Origin of the sequence: Rhizobium sp. RHZ01 (assembly GCF_014851595.1) — a bacterium.
GTDB classification, from domain to species: Bacteria; Pseudomonadota; Alphaproteobacteria; order Rhizobiales; family Rhizobiaceae; genus Rhizobium; species Rhizobium altiplani.
On record NZ_JACUZZ010000019.1, the window covers coordinates 82,901 to 103,860 of the forward strand.

Here is a 20,960-nt window from a genome sequence, read left to right on the forward strand (position 1 = left end):
GTCACAACATCGAGCCGGTATCGATAAAGCGCTGGTGCCACGACAAGGCTTCCTTCGGCAAGGTTGGGGTTTGTAAACCGTAAGAGCCGGCAAGCGCGCGCTCGAAATAGTCAAGAAGAGCGGGCCGGTAGGTGGGATGGGAACAGTTGTCGATGATCGTCCGCGCGCGTTGCTTCGGCGAAAGCCCGCGCAGATCCGCAAGGCCCTGTTCCGTCACCAGCACCTGGACGTCCTGGTTGATGTGATCGACACGACTTGCCTGCGGCACAATCGCAGAAATCTTGCTGCCCTTGGCAGTCGATGGAGTCATGAAAATGGAGATATAGGCATTGCGCGCAAAATCCCCGGAGCCGCCGATACCGTTCTGGATGCGCGAGCCCATGATGTGGGTCGAGTTAACATTGCCGTAGATATCAGCCTCGATCAGGCCATTCATCGCAAGACAGCCAAGACGGCGGATCAGTTCGGGATGATTGCTGATCTCCTGCGGCCGCAGCACCATCCTGTCACGATAGGTTGGCATGTTCTCGTTAAGACGACGTGCCGCCTCCGGGCTGAGTGAGAAGGCGGTCGCGGAAGCCATCCTGAGCTTACCGGCATCGAGCAGGTCGAGCATGCCGTCCTGGATGACCTCGGTAAATGCCGTCATGTTCTCGAAAGGGCTGTCGATCAAGCCAGTCAGCACGGCATTGGCGATATTGCCGACGCCGGACTGGATTGGCAGAAGCGAAGCCTGCAAACGCCCCTTGGCAACTTCGTGACCGAAGAATTCCAGCAGGTGGCCGGCAATGGCCTTGGCGGCGTCGTCCGGCGGCGTAAAGGGCAAGTTGCGATCCGGCGCATCGGTCTCGACAATAGCGACGATCTTGTCGGGATCGCAGCGGAACGCCGTTTCGCCGATCCGGTCATCCGGCCGAACCAACGGTATCGGGACCCGGTGCGGCGGCAGTGCCGTGCCATAATAGATGTCGTGCATGCCTTCGAGCGCCGGACTCTGCCAACGATTGACCTCGAGTATGACCTTCTCTGCGCGGTCGAGCCAGGTCTTGTTGTTGCCGACCGAGGAGGACGGAATAAGCGAGCCATCGGCGCGAATGCCGGAGACTTCGACAATCGCGGTATCAAGGGGGCCGAGAAAGCCCTGCCAGGCCATGGGCGCGACCTGAGAAAGATGCATATCGAAGTATTCCATTTCGCCTCGGTTGATCTTTTCGCGGGCGTATGGATCAGAGTTGTAGGGCAGTCGAAACTCGATGCCGTTCACTCGGGCGAGCGCGCCGTCGAGTTCGGGACCGGTGGAGGCGCCGGTCCAGACACGAAGATGGAAAGGATTGCCCGCCGCATGCTCTGCTTCGATCTTGGCCGCAAGTGCAAGCGGTACTGATTTCGGATAACCCGATCCGGTAAAGCCGCTCATCCCCACCGTCGAGCCGCTGGTTATCAGCGATGCCGCGTCCTCGGCCGTCATGATCCGTGAACGCAAATTTTCATTGAATATTCGGGACATATTCGCCTCCTAGCTGTCTGCGTGAACAGGCGGTTTGACCCGCACGAAGCGTTCCGCGCCTTGTCGCGCGCGGCGTCGATCAAGCGCCGGTCTAGTCGGCTCCATCAATGGCTCATAAGTAGAGGAATAGTGGCATGGGACAGCAGGCGATAGGTGACGCGGCCGAGAAGCAGCTCGAGCAGATAACCGTGCTTGAACGCACCGATCAGAATGCAGGTGGCGTTCGTCGACGTGCCAAAGTCGAGGATGGTGTTGCCGACCGAGCGGCCCGATGACGAGGTAACGACAATCTCGGCATCCAGCCCCAGCTGATGGCAGATTTCCCTGGCCGACTTCTCGTAGTGCCTGTTCGGTTTGTCATCGACGCAGAGCACCGTGATGCGGTTGGCGGCGGCAAGCCAGGGCCTTGCGGCGACCATTGTCCGTCGTGCGTGGTCATGCGGCTTCCAGCCAACGAGGACGTGGTCCAGCAGGTGCCCCCGATAGCCACTGGCTGGGGGGACCAGCACCAGCTTGCCTTCATGAAAGAGGACATCGTGAAAGGCATCACGAGCGTCGAGATTGCCTCTGTAGGGCGTTACGACAAGCGATGCATTCCGGCAGACAGTGCTGACGCAGCGGCGCAGATCGCCCTGGCAATCGCCGAGCATCAGGTCTTGCCGGTGAGGCGCATGCAATTTCCACTCCTCGAACAGCTGCCTGACGTGTTCGTACCGCTCGTGCGTCGAACCTTCCTCCAGGTCGCGCATCATTTGCAGTTCGATTTCCTCGGCGGATACGAGCATCGACAGTGGATCGGCACCGATGTGCACGGCGGCAATGTTGTCCTGCACGGCATCGGCCGCGTCGTCGGCCAGATCGAGGCAGGTTTGTGCCGAGGCTGGATCGGGCAGCAGCACGACAATATCGGCATGGCTGGTGAGATCACGAACGTTGCGTGGAGCGGCACCATCGTGAGATGCGCTGAAGCCTTGTGACCAGTTGCGGTCGTCGGTGGTTGTCGTGATCAATCTGGCCCTCCTTCATGGATCGGCCCGCACGGTTGCACTGGAATAATACGCTAATCTGACCGGCGTTGAAATCGCCTTGGCAGAGGAAGGCGACCTATTTTAAGCACCGAAGCCGGTGGCTGCCGAATCCCGGTGCCGATTCCGCCGGTCTTGCGCCTTAATCGCGACCTGCTAGAATCTCCGGTGCCAAGCTTTTGTGTCGGCTGCATTTTTTGGTTCCCTCTAGCTATATGCGGGGCGCGATGGAGACGGCAGTTACCTCTAAGCTGACCTATGGCGCGGAGCCGGGATTACGCTTCGCCTTGCTCTTGGACGGGTGTGGCGGCTGCACGCAGTTGGACATTGCCCGGGCGCAAATGTGGAAGCCGGAAGATGGGATCATCTGGCTGCACCTCGAGCGCGACCATGCGGCGGCGGCCAATTGGGTCAACCGGGAAAGCGGTCTCGATAGCTTCGTGACCGAAGCTCTTCTCGAAGAGGAAACACGGCCTCGCGTCGAGCCAGTCAACGATGGCCTGCTGATCATCCTTCGCGGCGTCTGTGCGACTGCGCCGGACGAAGCGTCGGAAAAGCAGACCGACATCGATCTCGTGCCGCTCCATATGTGGGTCGATGCGAACAAGGTGATTTCGCTGCGGGACAGCGGTCACTACATTACCGCCCTTCGCGACATTCGCCAGGCGCTCCAGAAAGGCAAGGGCCCGCTACGCACCGGTGACCTGCTGGCGTTGATCGGCGACAAGCTTGTGCGCGACCTGGAGCCAGTGCTCGACTCCATGGACGAGGAGGTGGACGAGCTTGACGAGATGATCTTTCACGGCGAGGCAGGCCAAGTGCGCGAACGCCTCAAGCTGCTGCGTCGGCGTTCCGTCCAGCTTCGCCGCTATCTGGCGCCGCAGCGCGATGCGTTGAACCGCATCGAGCATGATGATGCGCCATGGCTGCTGGAGCGCGACAAGCTGCGGATGCGCGAGGTGATCGACAAGCTGATGCGCTTCATCGAGTACCTCGATGCCATCCGCGACCGTACGGGTATTCTGCACGACGACCTTTCGACGGTGATCAGCGAGCGCATCGCGCGCAATTCCAACCGGCTGGCGGCGCTGGCGGCGTTGCTACTGCCTCCGAGTGTCGTGGCCGGCTTGTTCGGAATGAATGTCGGAGGCATTCCGGGGGTCAACGACACCTGGGCTTTCATCATCATTGTCGTATTCGTGACGATCACATCCGTTGCGACGCTCTGGGTGCTTCGGCGTATCGGCTGGCTTTAGAGCACGGCATCGTCCCAGACTACGAGCCTTGAATGCGCTGTCCTCTATGCGATCAATTCGCTGCGAAGCAGTAGAACAGGCCGTCGCCACCAGTCCCATTGAAGGCTTTGACGGTGCAGCCGCCGCGTGTCGGGTGCGAGGAGTTCCACGACTTCGCTTGGGCGGAGTCATCAAGGCCTGTTCGGTCGCTGTGGCCGACGATCGCGACACCTTCAGCGCCGCCCATCGTCCAGTTGCCGCATGTCTCCGGCGCCGCAGTGCCATCGGCTTTCGAACCGGTGAGCATGTCGTGCCGGTTCGGCGTGTCGCCTCGGCCGTTGATGATTTCGCCCTTCTCATTGAGCGCGGTCTGCTTGGTCAGGTTGTTCTTGTCGCTGTGCAGAGAGGCCACGTCGTCGGCGATCTTTTCGCCTTTGGCGTTATACCAGGGCCCAGAGCCAATGCGGTCCTTTGCATTTTCGGCGTCGGTGGAAAGATAGGCTTTCCAGGTCTTGCCCGTCGAGCCAGCGGCCGTGGCAAGCGTGTTGCAATAGGCGTCCGCACCGGCGAGACCACCGAGATCGCCACCCTTGCCTGGATTTACACTGGTCACGAAGAAACTCATGGCGGTGTCCTGAGCATGGACCCCGACCGCTGAAAAGGCCAAAGCGGCCGCGATATAGGCAAACCTGCGTCTCATGGCGTCTCTCCCCGGTTGAAATTTCTAGCGGAAGGAAGCGTATTGCAGGTAAGTCTCGGCGTAAAATCGAAATCACGTGATGGGACCTCGGGAGGAGTCTGAAGGGTGCGGCCCCCGCGGCCCGGCTTTTGGCTCATTTCGCAGTACACATCGTACGGTGGTCGTACACGCGCCTGTCGAGGTTTCAGTCAAGTTGGCGTGATTTCAACCACGCGTTCTTGACAATGAGTTTTAGCGGTAAATATCTGTGCTCTCCGGCTTCCGACGCAAGGCCTCAGCTCAGTATGATCGACACGCGCTTTTCGACCGCTTTACAGATTGTCATCAGCGTTGCCGTCAATGAAGAGGCCAATCTCCGCACCACGAGCCAATCACTTGCGCAAGGGCTCGATACAAGCGCAAGCTTTGTCCGCAAGCTGTTGCTTCCGCTCAATGAGAACGGAATTCTTGCTACCTCCCAGGGCGGCAAGGGGGGCATTCGTTTGGCACGACCACGTGACCAGATTTTGCTCAGCCAGATCTATGCCGCCGTGACCGGTGACAAGAAGATCTGGGCGACTCGGCACGATATTCCGCATGAGGGACTCGTGGGTGAGAATATCGGCGACCTTTCGGAGTTTCTGTGTGATCGAGCGGAGCAGGCTGTCGTCGACATGCTTGGTTCGGTGACCATCGAGGACAGTGTGGCGGAGCTGCGTCGACTCGAGGCCGAGAAATCTGCCGGACATCAGCACTCGGCGGATGCTAGCCTCGTGCGCGATCGCCACCCCGCCGAATAATTTCATCCTTAAACTGGAAAGGGGCGGCCGGGCAGGGAACCCGTGCCACCCCTCCTAACTGATCGGAGGTCAATCTGATCAGAACTCTTAAAGCGCGGCGCCGCGCTGCCTTTCCCCGTGACTTTAGCAACGGAGAGAGGCGGAAACGCGGCGCCGCTTTTTTAGTTAGAATGCGCGCTGGAGGCGGAAGAAGCCCGTCGTGACGTCGTCAGCCTTGTCCGAGTCGAAGTAATTGACGGTTGCCTTGGCGTAGAGGTTGTCGACGATCTGATAATCAACTGTGACACCGACCTTCCAGGCGTCGTTGTTGTCGTCGAAGTCGCCCGCGACGATGCCGTAGTTGCCGTAGTACTGAGCGGCCGGGGTGATCTTCAGCTTGTCGGTCGCCTTGATGGCGTACTCAGCCGCGACAACCCATTCGGCGGTCTGATAGTAGGAGTTCGGGCCGCTGGAGTAGATCGCTGCGAGGCCGAGGGTGCCCGGGCCGACGGCAACGGTACCCATGGCGCGAACGGCACCTTCTTCGTTATCTGTGTCGTAGCCGGCCGTGATCTGGTAGCTGAAGATGCCAGCCTTGCCGCCGATGCCGACTGCTACGCCGACGTTGTTCGGGTTTTCACCAGCGCTGAAGTAGCCGTCTTCCAGCTCGTCAACGCTGATGCCAGCGTAGAAGTTTTCAGCTTCGTACTGATAACGGATGGAGTTGTGTAGCGTGACCTTGCTGCCGATGTCGTCCGTTTCGCCCGAGAGACCATCGTCCCACCAGCTGTAGAACAGACCGGCGCGGAAGCCAGCGATGTCGATGTAAGCGGAGTCAAGCAAAGATGCCTGCGACTTAGAGTTGTCGGCATTCGTCTGCAGGACGATAACACCGGTGAGCGGGCCGTATTCGGTGTCGCTCTTGGCGGTGAACTGGACCTGACCACGGGTGTAGGCATCCCAGTCGGAGTCATTCGCAACATAGGTACCGTTGCCAGTGGTTGCGCTGGCATTCGGGCCGGCGTTAACCTGGAAACGGATGTAACCGCTGATCTTCAGGCAGGTTTCGGTGCCCGGGATGTAGAAGTAGCCGCTGCCGTAAGCGTCGCAAACGCGGACGTATTCAACTGGTTCCGGCTCAGCAGCAACGATGGCGTCAGCAGCCTGGGCGCTCGTAAAGGCAGCCAGGGCCGCCGCCGAGCTCATAAGGATCATCTTAATGTTCATTCTCAGTCCAATCTTTTGTCGATTGGGCACAGGTCATCACTGCCGAAACCGGCTCTACCTACCCCAAATTGTTTCGTACAAGCCCTTGCGGGAAACGCGGTACGTCCGCAGCGCCAAATTACATTTCCCGTTAAATGTATCAATAATAGATACAGTCAAAAATTGGGTTTTGCTGCAAAGCGAAATCGGGGTGTTGCGCAATCGCAACTGTCACTTTCTGCGCAAGAAGAGGGTTGCTAATGCAACCTGTAACAGTTTGTTATTCAAAGGGTTTTTTATATGGATGTCATCCGGATAATATTGTTGCATCGCAGCATTTGCATCGCCCTGCGGCTCATCCTTTTGTCAACGCTGGGCCTGAATCACGATGACGCGCGCGTCGTTTTGGCCACTTCTTTCAGCAGCGCGGCAGCGGTGGGATCGGATGGATCGAGCCTAAGAACACCATCCGTGTTGATCAGGTGTTCCAGCAGGTTTCTCACACCCTCACTGAATTGCCGGCTCGCTTCGGCAGCCTCGTGGCTCGCAAGTGTCGTGGAGCCGATGATCCGCACGCCGAAGACGTTGATGACTTCGTCGGCTCGCGTCAGTGCGCAATTTCCGCCGTTTTCTGCGGCAAGGTCGACAATGACCGTTCCTGGACTCAGCCGCGAAAGCATGTCTTCGTCGAGGAGGAGAGGGGCAGTTTGACCGGGTATCACGGCGTTTGTGGTGATCAATTGCATCTTCGAGAGGGGATCCGAAAGCTCTCGGCGAAGCCGTGCCAGTTGTTGCTCCGGCAATGCGCGGGGAAAGGGCATCGGAGCTAGGGTCGTGCCGAGAAATCTGGCCCCGAGCCGTTCGATCTTGTCCTGCGAATCCTTGGCAAGGCCAAAGCCATGAGTCAGTGCGCCGAGGCGACGGGCGGTCGCCAATGCCTGCAGGCTTGCAGCATCGCCGCCCAAGGCAGCCATTCTCACCGGCCGCACGAAGCTGCCGTCCACCATCAACATTGGGTGCGAAATGCCGAACTGCCTGGCGGCCTCAAGGACGGCGGCGTGGCCGGTGATTGCCGCTTGTCTCGATGAGATGTCGGCGCCCTTGACCCCCTGCACACAGGAGAGGCGGGCGATGTCGAGGTGGAGCGGTCGCGCTCCGCTGGGAAGACGGGTGGCCAGGGGTGCGTGCGAACCAAGGAAAACGAGGGTCGCGGTCGCTGGAAATACCCGCGTGGTTGCCGGCTGCCGCACGCTCACGAATATGTCCGAGGAGGGCACCATATCAGCGAACTCGGCCGGTTCGCCGCCGGCGACGACATAGGCCTCATCAACGTGGCCCGCGCCGACACCGCAACCGCGCTCGAAACGAACCGACACACGCTTGGAAAGCCGCCGCACGTCCTCCGGCGTCAACGCAACGCGACGCTCACCGGGATGTGTTTCCCGAAGCAGCCCGGCGCGGACGCGGATAAAGTTGGACATTGATCGCTCTGGAAGAGGGTAAATCGAAGTGTGCGCGCGAGCGATATAGGCTGTCTCTTCCATAGTTTTATGACAGTTTGGTAATTTTATTCAGGGCAGTGATGTTGATTTTCACATTGTCACAACTGTCGATAAGCCATTCATTTTAAACGATACTATTTACCGCTTGCATGAGCGATGTCGAATAAGATTGCCGGGTGGGCGAGATCAGGTTTTGCCCGGAGGCATTTGGATGTAATGGTCAGTCATAAGGCGCGTGACTGCTGGAGGCATTGGTGAATTTCTATTCGGTTTACGATCAAGGTTTTGTCCGTGTCGCGGCCTGCACCCCGAATTGCGAGATCGGCGATCCCGATTTCAACGCGCAGGCAACGTTGGAACTGGCGCGGCAGGGACACGCCGAAGGTGTTGGCCTCATGGTGTTCCCCGAACTCGGGATTTCCAGCTACGCGATCGACGACCTTTTGGGGCAGGATGCGCTTCTCAGGGGTGTGGATGCTGCAATCGGCGATATCGTCCGGGCAAGTCGCGACCTGACGCCGGTACTTCTTGTCGGCGCGCCGCTGCAGAGTGGCGGTCGGCTCTATAACTGCGCGGTCGCCATTCACGCTGGTCGTATTCTCGGCGTCGTTCCGAAGATGCATCTCCCGAACTATCGCGAATTCTACGAGAAGCGCTGGTTCGCGTCGGGACGAGACGTACGAGGCGAGAGCATTCGTGCCGCCGGCGAGGTGGTGCCATTCGGCACGGATCTCGTCTTCGCCGCCGAGGACATGGATGATTTCATCTTCCATATCGAGATCTGCGAAGACCTCTGGGCTCCGGCGCCGCCGAGCGATTTCGGCGCGTTGGCCGGCGCATTGATTCTCGCAAATCTCTCGGCCAGCAACATAACGGTCGGAAAGGCTGAGACCCGCAAGCTTTTGTGCTCGGCACAATCGGCGCGCAGCTTGTCGGCTTATGTCTATTCGGCGGCCGGCCCCGGCGAATCGACGACGGACCTCGCCTGGGACGGCCAGGCCTGCATCTATGAGCTCGGCAGCCTGCTTGCCGAAACCGACCGCTTCCCAATTTCGTCGCAAATGTGCGTTGCGGACATCGATGTCGAGAGACTGCGGCTGGAGCGGCTGCGAACGGGCACGTTCAATGATGCGGCGATGCTCACTCTTACCGCCGGTCGCGAATTCCGGCGAGTAGGGTTCCAGTTCAAGAAGCCGAAGGGCGACATTGGCCTTAAACGCCATGTTGCGCGCTTCCCCTTCGTGCCGGCTGACGAAAGCCGCCTCGATCTGGATTGCTATGAGACGTTCAACATCCAGGTGCAGGGACTGATGAAGCGGCTGCGCTCGACCGGCATCAAGCGGCTTTGCATTGGCATTTCGGGTGGGCTCGATTCCACCCATGCGCTACTCGTCGCGGCGCGTGCCTTCGACCAGCTCGGCTGGCCGCGCTCGGATATTCTTTGCTTCACCATGCCGGGATTTGCGACGGGCGACGCCACCAAGTCGAACGCCTGGGCCTTGATGCGCAGCATGGGCGTCACGGCGGAGGAGGTCGATATCAGGCCGTTAGCGCTACAGTTGCTAAAGGATCTGAAGCATCCCTTCGCAGGCGGCGAGCCGTTCTACGATACGACCTTCGAAAACGTTCAGGCCGGCCTGCGCACGGACTTCCTGTTCCGTGCGGCAAACCAGCGAAACGCGCTGGTGCTGGGAACCGGAGACCTGTCGGAAATCGGCCTCGGCTGGTCGACCTACGGCGTTGGCGACCAGATGAGCCACTACAACGTCAACGCATCGGTGCCCAAGACCTTGATCCAGCACCTGATCCGCTGGGTGATCCGCTCAGGGGATTTCAACGAGGAAGCCAATGCGACATTGGAAAGCGTTCTTGGCACGCTGATTTCGCCGGAACTGGTGCCTGCCGATGAAAATGGCGTCATGCAGAGCACGGAGGACAAGATCGGCCCATACGATCTGCACGACTTCGCACTCTACTACACGACTCGTTTCGGGCTTCGCCCGTCGAAAATCGCCTTCCTTGCCTACAATGCCTGGCGGGACGCCGAGGTCGGCGTCTGGCCGCCGCATTTCCCCGCCGACAAGCGCCGCAGTTTCGATCTGCCTGTCATCAAGCACTGGATGGAGGTCTTCCTCTTTCGGTTCTTCACGATCAGCCAGTTCAAGCGGTCGGCATCGCCGAACGGCCCGAAGGTGACGTCGGGTGGTTCCCTGTCTCCCCGCGGAGATTGGCGCGCGCCGTCGGACGGCAACGCCCGGATATGGCTCAAGGAATTGAAAGCGAACGTTCCGGATGTAAAGGCGTAGGCAGAGATGCCTTGCAAAAGCCATGCATCGCGCCAGATGTGGCCCAGGAGCACTCTGAGGTAGCGGTAAGAACGTGACAGATGAAGCTTGTCCATCCGAGGATCTTCCCCGTTACGAAATCCGTCAGGAGCCGCGTGGCAGGTGGACGATCGTCGATACCTTGACGTCCTTGCCGGCGGCAACGGACGGAAGGGATTTCGTCGGCCTTAGCAAGAGGGACGCGGAGGACATCGCCCGCGAACTGAACCTCGCCGTTGCCGAAGGACGGGATCCTCTGATCTGATCTCTTGGAACTTGGCGAACGCCGCCGGCGTTTCGTTGCCAGAGGTGCAATGATGACCGCCAATGACAACAGGCCGGACAATCATTCCAGCGATCGGCAAACTGCTTACGAAGCGCAGGAAACGGCGCTGTCCCGAGAAGGGCGCAGCCTGTCCGCCTGGGCGTTGCTGGGCGCTGTCGCCTTCGTGGTTGCCGCGGTCCTCTTGGCGTTCAGCGTTTGAACGGGCGGTGGCACCAGCCCTGCACCGAGAGCACCGGCAGGGGCAAGCAGCCCCAGCACCGCACCGCCGCCGACGCAGAACACGAACTGACCAAGGCCCTCACGTCATCCATTTCCGGTGCTCCGCGAAGCGCTCCGCGAGGAGGTCGATGAACAGGCGAACTTTCGTCGGCAAGTGGTTGCGGTTCGGATAGATGGCATTGATGCTGAACTCGACGGCGCGATAGTCGCGCATGACCCGGACAAATCGTCCGGAGGCGATGTCATCAAACACAACGAAACTTGGTGCCAGGAATATGCCCTGGCCCGTCGTCGTGAGGTGCCGCAGGGTCTCGGCACTGTTGGATACGACGTTGCCGCCAATCTTCACACTCATCTGGGCGCCATCTGCATCTTCGAAGCGCCATTCGTCTCCGTAGGGGTAATACGTATATTGGAGGCAGTTGTGATTTGCCAAATCCGCCGGGACCTGTGGCGCCGGATGGTTCTCAAGGTAGTTCGGCGAGCAGACCAGGATATGGCGCCATGGCGTCAACTTCCTGACAACAAGGCTCGAATCCGGTGGCGGCACGGTGCGGATCACGAGGTCGTAACCTTCCTCGACCATATCGATCATCCTCTCCCCAACACTCAGGTCGAGCGCGATCGAGGGATATAGCTCAAGATACTCGCTGACGACGGGCAGCAGGAAGCGGACGATGGCCGCGCTGGTATAGACCTTGAGCGTGCCGCGCGGTGTCGAGCTCATTGCACCGGCCGTGCTGTCGGCTTCCTCGAGATCGGCAAGTATCTGAGCCGAGCGTTCGTAGTAGTACTTGCCGGTTTCCGTGAGGCTGACCTTGCGCGTGGTGCGGTTGAGCAACCTGACGCCCAGCCTGTCCTCGAGGGACTGCACGTGGTTGCCGACCATCGTCACCGACATGTTGAGACGGCGCGCGGCCGCTGAAAAGCCGCCGCACTCCACCACGCGACCAAAGACTGTGAGGCTCGTCAGCCGATCCATTGCACCCCCTAGATTATCCGCTCTGAGTTGATGATCCTTCCCGATTTAAGCAGATTATCAGATCGCGCGTAACGACGCATTGTCTGTCTCATCGAATTTAGCCTCGCCTGACGAGGCAAACCACTGGAGAAGGACAATGGTCGAATTACCCCGCAAGGAAGCCTTCGAGGCGGCCGGCGAGCCCGAGGTTGCAAGGGTCACCGAAGCCCCGGCTGCACCGGCAGCGGACGTTGCCTCTGCCGTCGAAGCCAAAGGCAAGAAGGGTCGCAAGCTCGTTAAGCGGACGATCTTGGCTGCCGCGTTTCTTGCCGGTGCCGCCTTTGTGGCGGACTACGGCCATCACTATTGGACGGTTGGCCGTTTCATCGAATCCACTGATGATGCCTATGTGAAGGCCGACTATACGACCGTTGCACCGAAGGTCTCGGGCTATGTCGCCGCAGTCCTTGTCGGTGATAACGATGCAGTCAAGGCTGGGCAGGTGCTCGCCAAGATCGACGATCGCGACCATCAGGCCGCATTGTCCCAGGTCAAGGCCGACGTCAAGGCCGCAACTGCAGCCATCACAAATCTCGATGCGCAGATCGAACTGCAGCAGTCGATCATCGGCCAGGCCAGGGCGACGATCGATGCATCACTGGCGACGCTGGATTTTGCTCGCTCCGATGCGGCCCGTTCGCAACGGCTGATCACCAATGGTGCCGGTACGCAGTCGCGGGCGGAACAGAGCCAATCACTTCGCGATCAGGCGCAGGCGGCACTTGAACGGGATCGGGCCGCGCTGGTCGCCGCGGAAAAGAAGGTGCCCGTTCTTCAGACACAGCGCGAGCAGGCTGTCGCGCAGCGTGAGCGCGCCGCCGCCGCCCAGCATCAGGCTGAACTTAACCTTTCCTATACACAGATCATCGCTCCGGTCGACGGCACCGTCGGCGCCCGCACCATTCGAGTCGGACAGTTCGTAACCTCGGGGACGCAGTTGATGGCGGTCGTGCCGCTGCATTCCGTCTATGTCGTCGCCAACTTCAAGGAAACACAGCTCACTCATGTACGCGCCGGGCAGCCTGTCGAGGTCAAGGTGGACAGTTTCCCCGACGTGGAAATCAAGGGCCATGTCGACAGTATTTCACCAGCGAGCGGGCTGGAGTTCTCACTGCTACCCCCTGACAATGCGACCGGCAACTTCACCAAGATCGTCCAGCGCATCCCGGTAAAGATCGTCATCGACGACGAGAAAGTGAGCGGTTTGCTTCGCGCCGGAATGTCCGTCGAGCCTGAGATCGATACCAAAGCGGCCGTCAGGTAGGTGGTACCGGGAAGGATTATCCAGCCTGACTGGATGATCCTTCCCTCCTTTCCCGAATTATCAGCCGAACCTCGTCATGAGATTGTTTCCGCATAGCCGGAAGGAGAGACGTCATGGCTACACTTCAGATCGTCGCCAACAATTCCAGCCCGCGTCCAGTGGACGCTGCGGCTCCGAAGCCCGCAGCTGCGATGAGCGCCTTTCGCATGTGGAGCGCCGTCGTCGGTTCGACGCTCGGCGCGTTCATGGCCGTCCTCAATATCCAGATCGTCAACGCTTCGCTCGCGGATATCCAGGGTGCGATCGGCGCGGGCAAGGACGACGGTGGCTGGATTTCGACCTCCTACCTGATTGCGGAGATCGTGGTCATCCCTCTCAGCGGTTGGCTTGCTCAGGTCTTTTCCGTCCGCAAGTATCTCCTGACCAACGCCATTTTGTTCCTGCTATTTTCCGTCGCCTGTGCTTTCGCGGCGAACCTCCAGCAGATGATCGTGCTGCGCGCCGTTCAGGGCTTTGCGGGCGGCGTGCTGATCCCCATGGCGTTCACCATCATCATCACGCTTCTGCCGAAGCCCAAGCAGCCGATCGGTCTGGCCCTCTTTGCCCTCTCGGCGACCTTTGCTCCTGCCATCGGGCCTACCATCGGCGGATATCTGACCGAGAACTACGGCTGGGAGTTCATCTTCTACGTCAATCTGGTTCCCGGTTTGCTCATGGTGGGAATGCTCTGGGCGTCGCTCGATCGCGCTCCGATGAAACTCGGTCTGCTCGCCAAGGGCGATTGGCCGGGCATCATCACCATGGCAATCGGCCTTGCCGCCCTGCAGACGGTGTTGGAAGAGGGGAACAAGGAGGACTGGTTCGGATCGGATTTCATCGTCCGCCTGTCGATCATCGCTGTCGTGTCGTTGACGCTGTTCCTCATTATCGAGCTGAAGACCGCCCATCCGCTGCTAAACCTCAGGCTCCTCGTCCGTCGCAACTTCGGCTTCGGGATTGTGGCGAACGTCCTGCTTGGGATCGCCCTTTATGGCTCTGCCTTCGTTCTTCCAATCTATCTGTCGCGCATCCAGGGCTACAATTCCGAGCAGATCGGCATGGTCCTCGCCTGGACGGGCATTCCGCAGCTGCTGTTGATCCCGCTGGTGCCCCGCCTGATGAAGCGTTTTGACGTTCGCTTACTGATCGCCTTCGGTTTTGCGCTGTTTGCCGCTTCGAATTTCATGAATGTCTACATGACCGCCGACTATGCGAGTGACCAGCTCTTCTGGCCAAACGTCATCCGCGCCGTCGGGCAGGCGCTTGTCTTCGCGCCGCTCTCGGCCGTCGCAACAGCGGGCATCGAACAGGAAAATGCAGGTTCCGCATCCGCGCTCTTCAACATGATGCGTAACCTCGGAGGCGCCGTCGGCATCGCAAGCCTGCAGACCTTTCTGAGCAAGCGCGAGCAATTCCATTCGAATATCCTGACGAATTCGATCTCGGTCTTCGAAGAAGCCACTCGGGATCGTGTAGCGAAACTGACCGCCTACTTCATGAGTCACGGTGTCAGCGATCAGGCCGTTGCCACCAACAAGGCCGTCGTCGCCATCGCGCTCAAGCTGCGCAAGCAGGCCAACATCATGGCCTTCAGCGACACATTCTTCGTGCTCGGTGCTGCATTGCTCGTCGCACTGCTCGCAACGCTGCTGCTGAAGAAGCCGGGTCATCTGTCCGGGGGCGGCGCTCACTAGCGCCTCACTCCGCCACCAGGGAGAAACGCCATGAACCGCATCCTCCAAATCGAAACCGAGACCCGCCCCTCAAAGACAGATCGCGTAGCAGGCAATACAAACTCACTGCTGTCGTTGATCGAGTGGCTCTCCGGCGATGAATGCCATGCGCTCGATGAGCCCGGCCTGATCTCCACCCTCGGCCGCCGCCTACTGGCACTCGGACTGCCTATCGATCGCATGACGCTTCATCTCATGACGCTTCATCCGGAACTGATTGGCCGTACGCTTGCCTGGGCTCCGGGCGATCCGGTCGAGATCCACGATCGCGAACACAGCGCGCGCCAGACCTTTGCCAGCAGTCCTTTGCGCAAGGTCATGGACAGCCGCGAGCCGCTGGTTGTCGGGCTGGGTGACAGCATGCACGGCCGCTGGCAGGATATCGATATCTTTGCAGGCCGTGGCCTCGTGCAATTGATGATCGCGCCTCTTTGCAATGCCGACGGGCCGGTGAGCGCGGCTGCCTTCGGGACCCGGCGGCCCGGCGGCTTTACACCTGCCGAAATCCAGGCTCTCGAGCGGATCCTCCCGGCGTTGCGCAACACCTGCGAATTGCGGGTGATGCGTCAAGTCGAACTCAGCCTGCTCGACACCTATATCGGTCCGCTCACAGCGCAGCGCATCCTTGCCGGGCGAGTCCGGCAGGGCGAGATCGAGTCCATTGAGGCGGCTCTTCTGCTTTGCGATCTGCGCGGGTTCACGGAGATATCCAACAGGCTGCCAAGCAACAGCGTGCTCGAGTTGCTCAACGCCTATTTCGACAAGGTCATTCCCGCCATCACGCGCGAAGGCGGCGAAGTTCTGAAATTTATGGGCGATGCCGTCCTTGCGTTCTTTCCTGGCTATGATCCGGCCCGCAGTAGCGCTTCGGCATTGATCGCCGCCAAGGACATTCTGCGTGAGATCGATAAATTCGAGTTCGGCGATATCGCTCTCAACGTCGGGATCGCCCTGCACCATGGCGAAGTCAGCTACGGCAATATCGGATCCGGTCGCCGCCTCGATTTCACGTTGATCGGTCCCGACGTGAATCTGGTCAGCCGCATCCAAACGGCATGCGGAGATCTTCGCGTCCCGCTCCTGATGTCCGATGCATTCCGGTGCGAGGCTCAGGCCGAGGCCGTCTCGGTGGGCTGGCACGCGCTCAAGGGCTTCTCGGAGAAGGTCGAGCTCTTTCGCCTTCCGGAGTCGTTCCCGGGGCGAGCAGAAGGCGAATATAAACTATATAAATAATAGCTATTTGTTGTGTGTTCACGGTTTTGGCGTTATTTGCTGAATAATGGGGATGGAGAGTACGGGGGCGTAAGGCAACAAGAAATGCTGACGAAAAAGGGAAAGTATGGGCTGAAGGCGCTGGTTGACTTGGCGCGGCTTGCGCCGGGGGAAACCGCCTTCATCAATGACGTTGCTTCGCGCAACAACATTCCGAAGAAATTCCTGGATACGATTCTTCTCGAATTGCGAAATGTCGGCATTCTTCGGTCGAAAAAGGGCCCCGGTGGCGGGTACTCGCTGTCGCGTCCGGCGTCTGAAATTCGCATTGGCCACGTCATCCGCACGCTTGACGGGCCTTTGGCGCCTATTCGCTGTGCGAGCCGTACAGCTTACGAAGCCTGCGACGACTGTTCCGATCCCGAAAACTGTCAGGTGCGGCGCTCCATGACTGAGGTCCGCGATGCGATCGCAGACATTCTTGACAATATGACGCTTGAGCAGTTCGTCGCGTCGGGCAGCAAGCTGGACGATGCGGACGAGGAAGTCGCTATCTCGGTTGCCAACTAAGCAGCATCAGCTACCGCCAAAATAATGCTCTGCTGCCGCCCGGTAAAGATCGTCGTCGGCCGCATCATTCGCGCGAATTCGCGCATTTCTCCAATGTCGATCGAGATTCCGGCCGATGCTTGTCGCGCCGGAGCCCGACAGCTCGAACAGTGCGTTGGCGACTTCCAGGGCCGTCCTGCTTGCCATGATCTTGGCAGCTGAAGCGGAGAAGAACGCGAGTTCGACCGCGCCGGTCGATGGGCCGACCTGGGAAAAATCGAGTTTGTTGCCGGCGCTTTCCAGGAGCGCTGCAGTCGCCTGCACGGAAAGGGCAAGCTTGCCGATGCTGGCTGAGAGCGGCGCCTCCCGGAGGTTGGCGAGCGCGGCCCGGGCAATGCCGAGGTCCGTGCCTGCATGGAGTAGGGCGGCCAGCGCCGAACTGGTCGAGTGGCGTTGCCGTTGATTGTCCGTCTCTTCGGCGTTCCCGGTGACACCTTGGGCGACAGCGGTTCCGGCGCCATTCGTCCGTTGCCCGAAACCATCCCAGTCGTCGATGATCTGCAGGCCCGCGGCTTCGCGGGGAAGGTAGAAGCGAACCGATTGCCCTTGCGTGTCAGTCGCTTCGACAGCGATCCAATCGGCAAAGAGGATGCCGGGCGCACGCAAGCTCCGGCCGCTTAATTGATAATGGAGGCCGGAGGGAACAGCCGCACCGGCTTCGGGAAAATCTGCTGCGACGAAATGATCGCCGGCAAGGACGTGAGCGAAGAAGAGTGCCTTTCGCTCTTCATTCTGTTCACTCCGGAGTTCCTCGAGCACCGTGAAATGGCGTTCGAGGCACTCCCCGATGGAAGAATCGCCTTCAGCGATTATGGCAACGATCTCGCCGAGAAGCGCATTGCCGACGTCCAGCCCCTCGTTCTCAGGCGGCACGGTCACGGCCGTCAGTCCCGACTGGAAAAGGGCGTCGAGCTCCGCGCGAGGAAACACCCGGTTGATGTCACGCTCGCTCGCCTGCAGCGCAAAGTCCGCGGCAAGGCGGCGCGCGGTGGCTATCGCCTCTTCCTCGGTTTCGATACGGTGCGCGGCTGGTCTTGTCCGGTCTTGAAACCGCGATACGGTTCCCATCGCTTCTCCTATCAGTTGCGCCTCTAGGATTGCTGGATCGCGGGTGCAATGATAAGGCGCGTTTTTCTACGAATGCACGAGCGATTGAATTTTATTGTCGCTTGATTGCACTAATGCGAAGCGTGCGACGCTTCGCTGTCCGCAATGAGAGGTTCAACATGCCTTCAACAGTCCATGAGCGGCTGAAACTGGATCCCGGCGACATTCCGATCTACGCCATCGGTGACATTCATGGCAGGTACGACCTGCTGCTGAAGGCGGAGCAGGCCATCATTGACGACGCTGCCGTGATCCCGGGGCGCAAGCTTATCATCACGCTCGGTGACTACATTGATCGCGGCCCCTCTTCGGCACAGGTGATCTCGCACCTGATGATGCCTCCAGCGGCGAATTTCGACCGCATCTGCCTGACCGGGAACCACGAGACCACGATGCTCGACTATCTCGACGGTCTGGTTTCCTTCTCGGATTGGATGCGGATGGGGTCGGATGCGCTGCTACGCTCCTACGGGCTCGATCCGGAACAACTGCCGCTGGTTTTTCCGAACGCCGCCAAGCTCGTGGGCTACATCAAGCAGTCAATACCGAAGCCGCACATAGATTTCCTGCGATCCCTGCCGATCTTCGTCGACACGCCGAATGTTCTGTTCGTTCATGCCGGCATCGATCCGATGCTGCCGATCGATGCGCAAAGCGACGAGGATCTCGTTTTCATCCGCCATCGCTTTTTCGAGAGCAGCCGGCCGCTGCCGAAAGTGATCGTTCATGGCCATACGCCGAACGATGAGCCCGAGGTCCTGCCGATGAGGCTCAACCTTGATACAGGCGCCTTCCACAGCGGCAGACTTACGGTTGCCAGACTGTGGAGAGGGCGCGTGCATCTCTTCCAGACGTGATCAGGCGCCGGCTTCTGCGGGCTCCCGCTTCCTTGACGTCTCTTCGGTGTAGTAGCTCACATATTTGTGGCGGTAGCGTTCAGTGCCGCCGAAGTTGGTGAACTTGCCGAGTTCCGTCATGTCGGTCTTGTTGAGGATCACACCCAGAATCTTCGACTTGATCTGCGGCTCGGAATTCAGAAGGTCGCGCACGACTGATGTCGGTGTCGAGCCCCATTCGGTCACAAACAGGAAGCCGTCTACCTGCGGAGCAAACGCCTTGGCGTCGATGACAGGGCCGAGCGGTGCAAGGTCGACCACGATGTAGTCGAACATCTTGCGGGCATTTTCCATCAGATTGAACATGCCCTGCGAAGCAAGCAGTTCGCTCGTGTGCATAAGGTGATCGTTCGGCAGAACCGGCAGGATCGCGAGCTTCGTTATCGGATCGATCTTGACGGCACTCGCCCACGGAACCTCACCGAGGACTGCTTCGACAAGACCCTGTTGCGGTGGGTTCCGCAGCATACGGGTCAGGCCCGGATTGCGCAGGTCGGCGTCAATCAGCAGCGTGCGCTTGCCGCTGGAGGCGAGAAGTGCTGCGAAATTGGCCGCCGTGGTCGACTTGCCTTCTCCCGGCATCGCCGAGACGACTCCGATGACGCGGTCCGACTTGCCCAGGAACATGACGTCGCTTGCAAGCTTCGCGTTGCGCAGCGTTTCGGCGAAGACCGAGCGTGGCGCCTCGAGGACGACGCGCATGATGCGTTCGAAGGTTGCATCCGACTCTGCTTCGGCGGCTTCGACCGGCGGATTGGTGCGCGGCCGGAAGATCTTACCCTCCCGCGGCGCCTTGCCGATGAGCGGCAGGTAGCCGAGGAACTTGAGGCCAAGGATCGTCCTGACATCGCCTTCGACACGGAAGAACCGTTCACGGAATTCCTGGAACGCCGTAAGTCCACCCCCGGCCATCAGGCCGAGAACGATGGCGAGGCCAAGCGTCATGGTCTTTTTCGGGCTGGACGGCGATGCCGGCACGCCGGCTTCAGAGATGACGCGAGCCTTGGCGATCGGGAAGGACTGTTGCTGCGAGGCTTCCTCGTATTTGCCGAGGTAGGATTCATAAAGGGTCTTCAGGGCGGTCGCGCGCTGCTCGAGATCGTTGAGTTGGACGAGCGACCTGTCGGCCTCCGAATTCTTGCCAGTCAGGTGTTCGATGTTCTGGCGGAGCGAGGCCTCGCGTACGCGCGCGACTTCGGATTCGTTGTGGTAGCTGGCCGTCAGTTGCTGCAGTTCCTGATAGATCTGGCGGGTCAGGTCCTGCTTTTCGGCACGCAAAGCGACGGCCTGCGGATGGTCTTCCCCGAAGTTGGTTGTAACCTCCTGCTCGCGCTTGTTCACCGCGGCGTAACGCGTGCGCAAATCCTTGATCACGGTATTATCCGCTTGGCCTGACGAGATCGCGGCGTTGTTCACAGCGCTCTCCGGACCAAGGTCGATGATCGATTTGAACTGGCTGTAGCGGGCCGACGCGCTGGCACTGTCTGCCTGGGCGACGATCAGTTGCTTGTTCAGGTCGGCAAGCTGCTGTTCCGACATCAGTTCGCCATTGGCCGACGTGAGGCCGTTGTCGGACTTGAACTTCGCGACATCGAGGGCAGCCTGCTGCGACCGCTCGCGAAGATCCGCAAGGCGCTGCTGCAGCCACACCGAGGCGCTTTCCGTGGCGTCGAAGTTGGCGTTCAGCTGATCGTTCAGGTAGGCGGTGGCGTACGCCTTGGTGATCCGTTGTGCCAGAAGCTTGTCGGTCGAACGGAAGGAAACCGCGAGAACGGAGCTGCGATTGACCCGCGATACCGCCACGGCCTCCTGCAGCAGGGCGGCCGCCTTCTGGCGGCGGCCGTTGCGCGCATCGTCTTCCGTTACCGGCGGACCGCCGGGCGCCAAGGCGCTGACGATCAGCTTCACGCCGGACTTGACTAGCTCAACTGGCGACTTCGAAGGGTCAAGGATTGTCGAATTGTCCTGAAGTTTCTCGGCATCGACGACGCGAAGCGCAAGTTCGTTCGACTTGAGAATTTCGACGGCGCTGGCGATCTGCATGTCGACCTGCTGCGAGCTGGCGGCCGGCGTCGGATCCTGCGCGTATTTCGCGATGTCGTCATCGAGCAGGATCTGCGTCATCGACGTATATTGCGGGGTCGCAAGGAGCAGAAAGATGACGGCGAGCGTCACGGTTGCGGCAACGCAGAGCGCGATTGATCCGGCGCGCCGGATCAGGATGGCAATCAGGCGATCGATGTCGATGAAAGAATCGGAATCGTCGGCCGCTTTGGGCAGAGTGCTGTGCAAGGTCAGGTTCCGTTGGTTCATGGCT

The 20,960-nt window shown here is 59.8% G+C and carries 18 protein-coding genes; 10 read left to right on the plus strand and 8 right to left on the minus strand.

Annotation, left to right across the window (positions count from 1 at the left end; genetic code table 11):
- Position 1 precedes the first annotated feature (1 nt).
- Positions 2-1,507: an acetyl-CoA hydrolase/transferase family protein gene (locus IB248_RS19740; protein ID WP_192241556.1), complete on the minus strand. Its 1,506-nt coding sequence runs from the start codon at positions 1,505-1,507 to the stop codon at positions 2-4.
- A gap of 104 nt (positions 1,508-1,611) precedes the next feature.
- Complete coding sequence (locus tag IB248_RS19745) at positions 1,612-2,517, minus strand: universal stress protein (protein ID WP_018857316.1); 906 nt, start codon at positions 2,515-2,517, stop codon at positions 1,612-1,614.
- A gap of 242 nt (positions 2,518-2,759) precedes the next feature.
- Between IB248_RS19745 and IB248_RS19750 the strand changes: the two genes are divergently transcribed.
- On the plus strand, positions 2,760-3,788 hold the full coding sequence (locus tag IB248_RS19750; protein WP_025660036.1) for a CorA family divalent cation transporter: 1,029 nt from the start codon (positions 2,760-2,762) through the stop codon (positions 3,786-3,788).
- Between the two features lie 52 nt (positions 3,789-3,840).
- Here IB248_RS19750 and IB248_RS19755 read toward each other — a convergent pair whose 3' ends face one another.
- A complete protein-coding gene (locus IB248_RS19755) occupies positions 3,841-4,467 on the minus strand; it encodes a hypothetical protein (RefSeq protein WP_018857318.1) in 627 nt (208 codons plus the stop codon).
- A gap of 284 nt (positions 4,468-4,751) precedes the next feature.
- Here IB248_RS19755 and IB248_RS19760 point away from each other — a divergent pair, with 284 nt between their 5' ends.
- Positions 4,752-5,246: an Rrf2 family transcriptional regulator gene (locus IB248_RS19760; protein WP_018117220.1), complete on the plus strand. Its 495-nt coding sequence runs from the start codon at positions 4,752-4,754 to the stop codon at positions 5,244-5,246.
- A 165-nt stretch (positions 5,247-5,411) separates the two neighbouring features.
- Here the strand turns inward: IB248_RS19760 and IB248_RS19765 are convergent, their stop codons facing one another.
- A complete protein-coding gene (locus tag IB248_RS19765) occupies positions 5,412-6,452 on the minus strand; it encodes a porin (protein ID WP_018857319.1) in 1,041 nt (346 codons plus the stop codon).
- Between the two features lie 362 nt (positions 6,453-6,814).
- Positions 6,815-7,912, minus strand: coding sequence for an NAD/NADP transhydrogenase subunit alpha (locus tag IB248_RS19770; protein WP_192241557.1), 1,098 nt, complete (start codon positions 7,910-7,912; stop codon positions 6,815-6,817).
- A 275-nt stretch (positions 7,913-8,187) separates the two neighbouring features.
- Between IB248_RS19770 and IB248_RS19775 the strand changes: the two genes are divergently transcribed.
- The 3 genes from IB248_RS19775 to IB248_RS19785 all read left to right on the plus strand — a co-directional run bounded on the left by IB248_RS19775 (position 8,188) and on the right by IB248_RS19785 (position 10,742).
- Entirely contained in the window at positions 8,188-10,239 is a 2,052-nt protein-coding gene (locus tag IB248_RS19775; protein WP_018857321.1) for an NAD(+) synthase, read from the plus strand.
- A gap of 73 nt (positions 10,240-10,312) precedes the next feature.
- On the plus strand, positions 10,313-10,522 hold the full coding sequence (locus IB248_RS19780) for a hypothetical protein (RefSeq protein ID WP_018857322.1): 210 nt from the start codon (positions 10,313-10,315) through the stop codon (positions 10,520-10,522).
- Positions 10,523-10,571: 49 nt separating this feature from the next.
- On the plus strand, positions 10,572-10,742 hold the full coding sequence (locus IB248_RS19785; RefSeq protein ID WP_246779277.1) for a hypothetical protein: 171 nt from the start codon (positions 10,572-10,574) through the stop codon (positions 10,740-10,742).
- Positions 10,743-10,841: 99 nt separating this feature from the next.
- On the opposite strand, the gene IB248_RS19790 is transcribed toward IB248_RS19785, so the two are convergent.
- Positions 10,842-11,744, minus strand: coding sequence for a LysR family transcriptional regulator (locus IB248_RS19790; protein WP_025660030.1), 903 nt, complete (start codon positions 11,742-11,744; stop codon positions 10,842-10,844).
- A 136-nt stretch (positions 11,745-11,880) separates the two neighbouring features.
- Here IB248_RS19790 and IB248_RS19795 point away from each other — a divergent pair, with 136 nt between their 5' ends.
- The 4 genes from IB248_RS19795 to IB248_RS19810 all read left to right on the plus strand — a co-directional run bounded on the left by IB248_RS19795 (position 11,881) and on the right by IB248_RS19810 (position 16,601).
- Positions 11,881-13,047, plus strand: a complete 1,167-nt coding sequence (locus tag IB248_RS19795; RefSeq protein WP_018857325.1) for an HlyD family secretion protein — start codon at positions 11,881-11,883, stop codon at positions 13,045-13,047.
- A gap of 113 nt (positions 13,048-13,160) precedes the next feature.
- Complete coding sequence (locus tag IB248_RS19800) at positions 13,161-14,780, plus strand: MDR family MFS transporter (RefSeq protein ID WP_018857326.1); 1,620 nt, start codon at positions 13,161-13,163, stop codon at positions 14,778-14,780.
- Between the two features lie 30 nt (positions 14,781-14,810).
- Positions 14,811-16,052, plus strand: a complete 1,242-nt coding sequence (locus IB248_RS19805) for an adenylate/guanylate cyclase domain-containing protein (RefSeq protein ID WP_018117229.1) — start codon at positions 14,811-14,813, stop codon at positions 16,050-16,052.
- Positions 16,053-16,136: 84 nt separating this feature from the next.
- Positions 16,137-16,601, plus strand: coding sequence for an Rrf2 family transcriptional regulator (locus IB248_RS19810; RefSeq protein ID WP_018117230.1), 465 nt, complete (start codon positions 16,137-16,139; stop codon positions 16,599-16,601).
- Positions 16,602-16,607: 6 nt separating this feature from the next.
- Here IB248_RS19810 and IB248_RS19815 read toward each other — a convergent pair whose 3' ends face one another.
- On the minus strand, positions 16,608-17,708 hold the full coding sequence (locus IB248_RS19815) for a monooxygenase (RefSeq protein ID WP_169682259.1): 1,101 nt from the start codon (positions 17,706-17,708) through the stop codon (positions 16,608-16,610).
- Positions 17,709-17,866: 158 nt separating this feature from the next.
- Here IB248_RS19815 and IB248_RS19820 point away from each other — a divergent pair, with 158 nt between their 5' ends.
- Entirely contained in the window at positions 17,867-18,604 is a 738-nt protein-coding gene (locus IB248_RS19820) for a metallophosphoesterase (RefSeq protein WP_018857328.1), read from the plus strand.
- Here the strand turns inward: IB248_RS19820 and IB248_RS19825 are convergent, their stop codons facing one another.
- A complete protein-coding gene (locus tag IB248_RS19825) occupies positions 18,605-20,956 on the minus strand; it encodes a polysaccharide biosynthesis tyrosine autokinase (protein ID WP_018857329.1) in 2,352 nt (783 codons plus the stop codon).
- Positions 20,957-20,960: the final 4 nt, after the last annotated feature.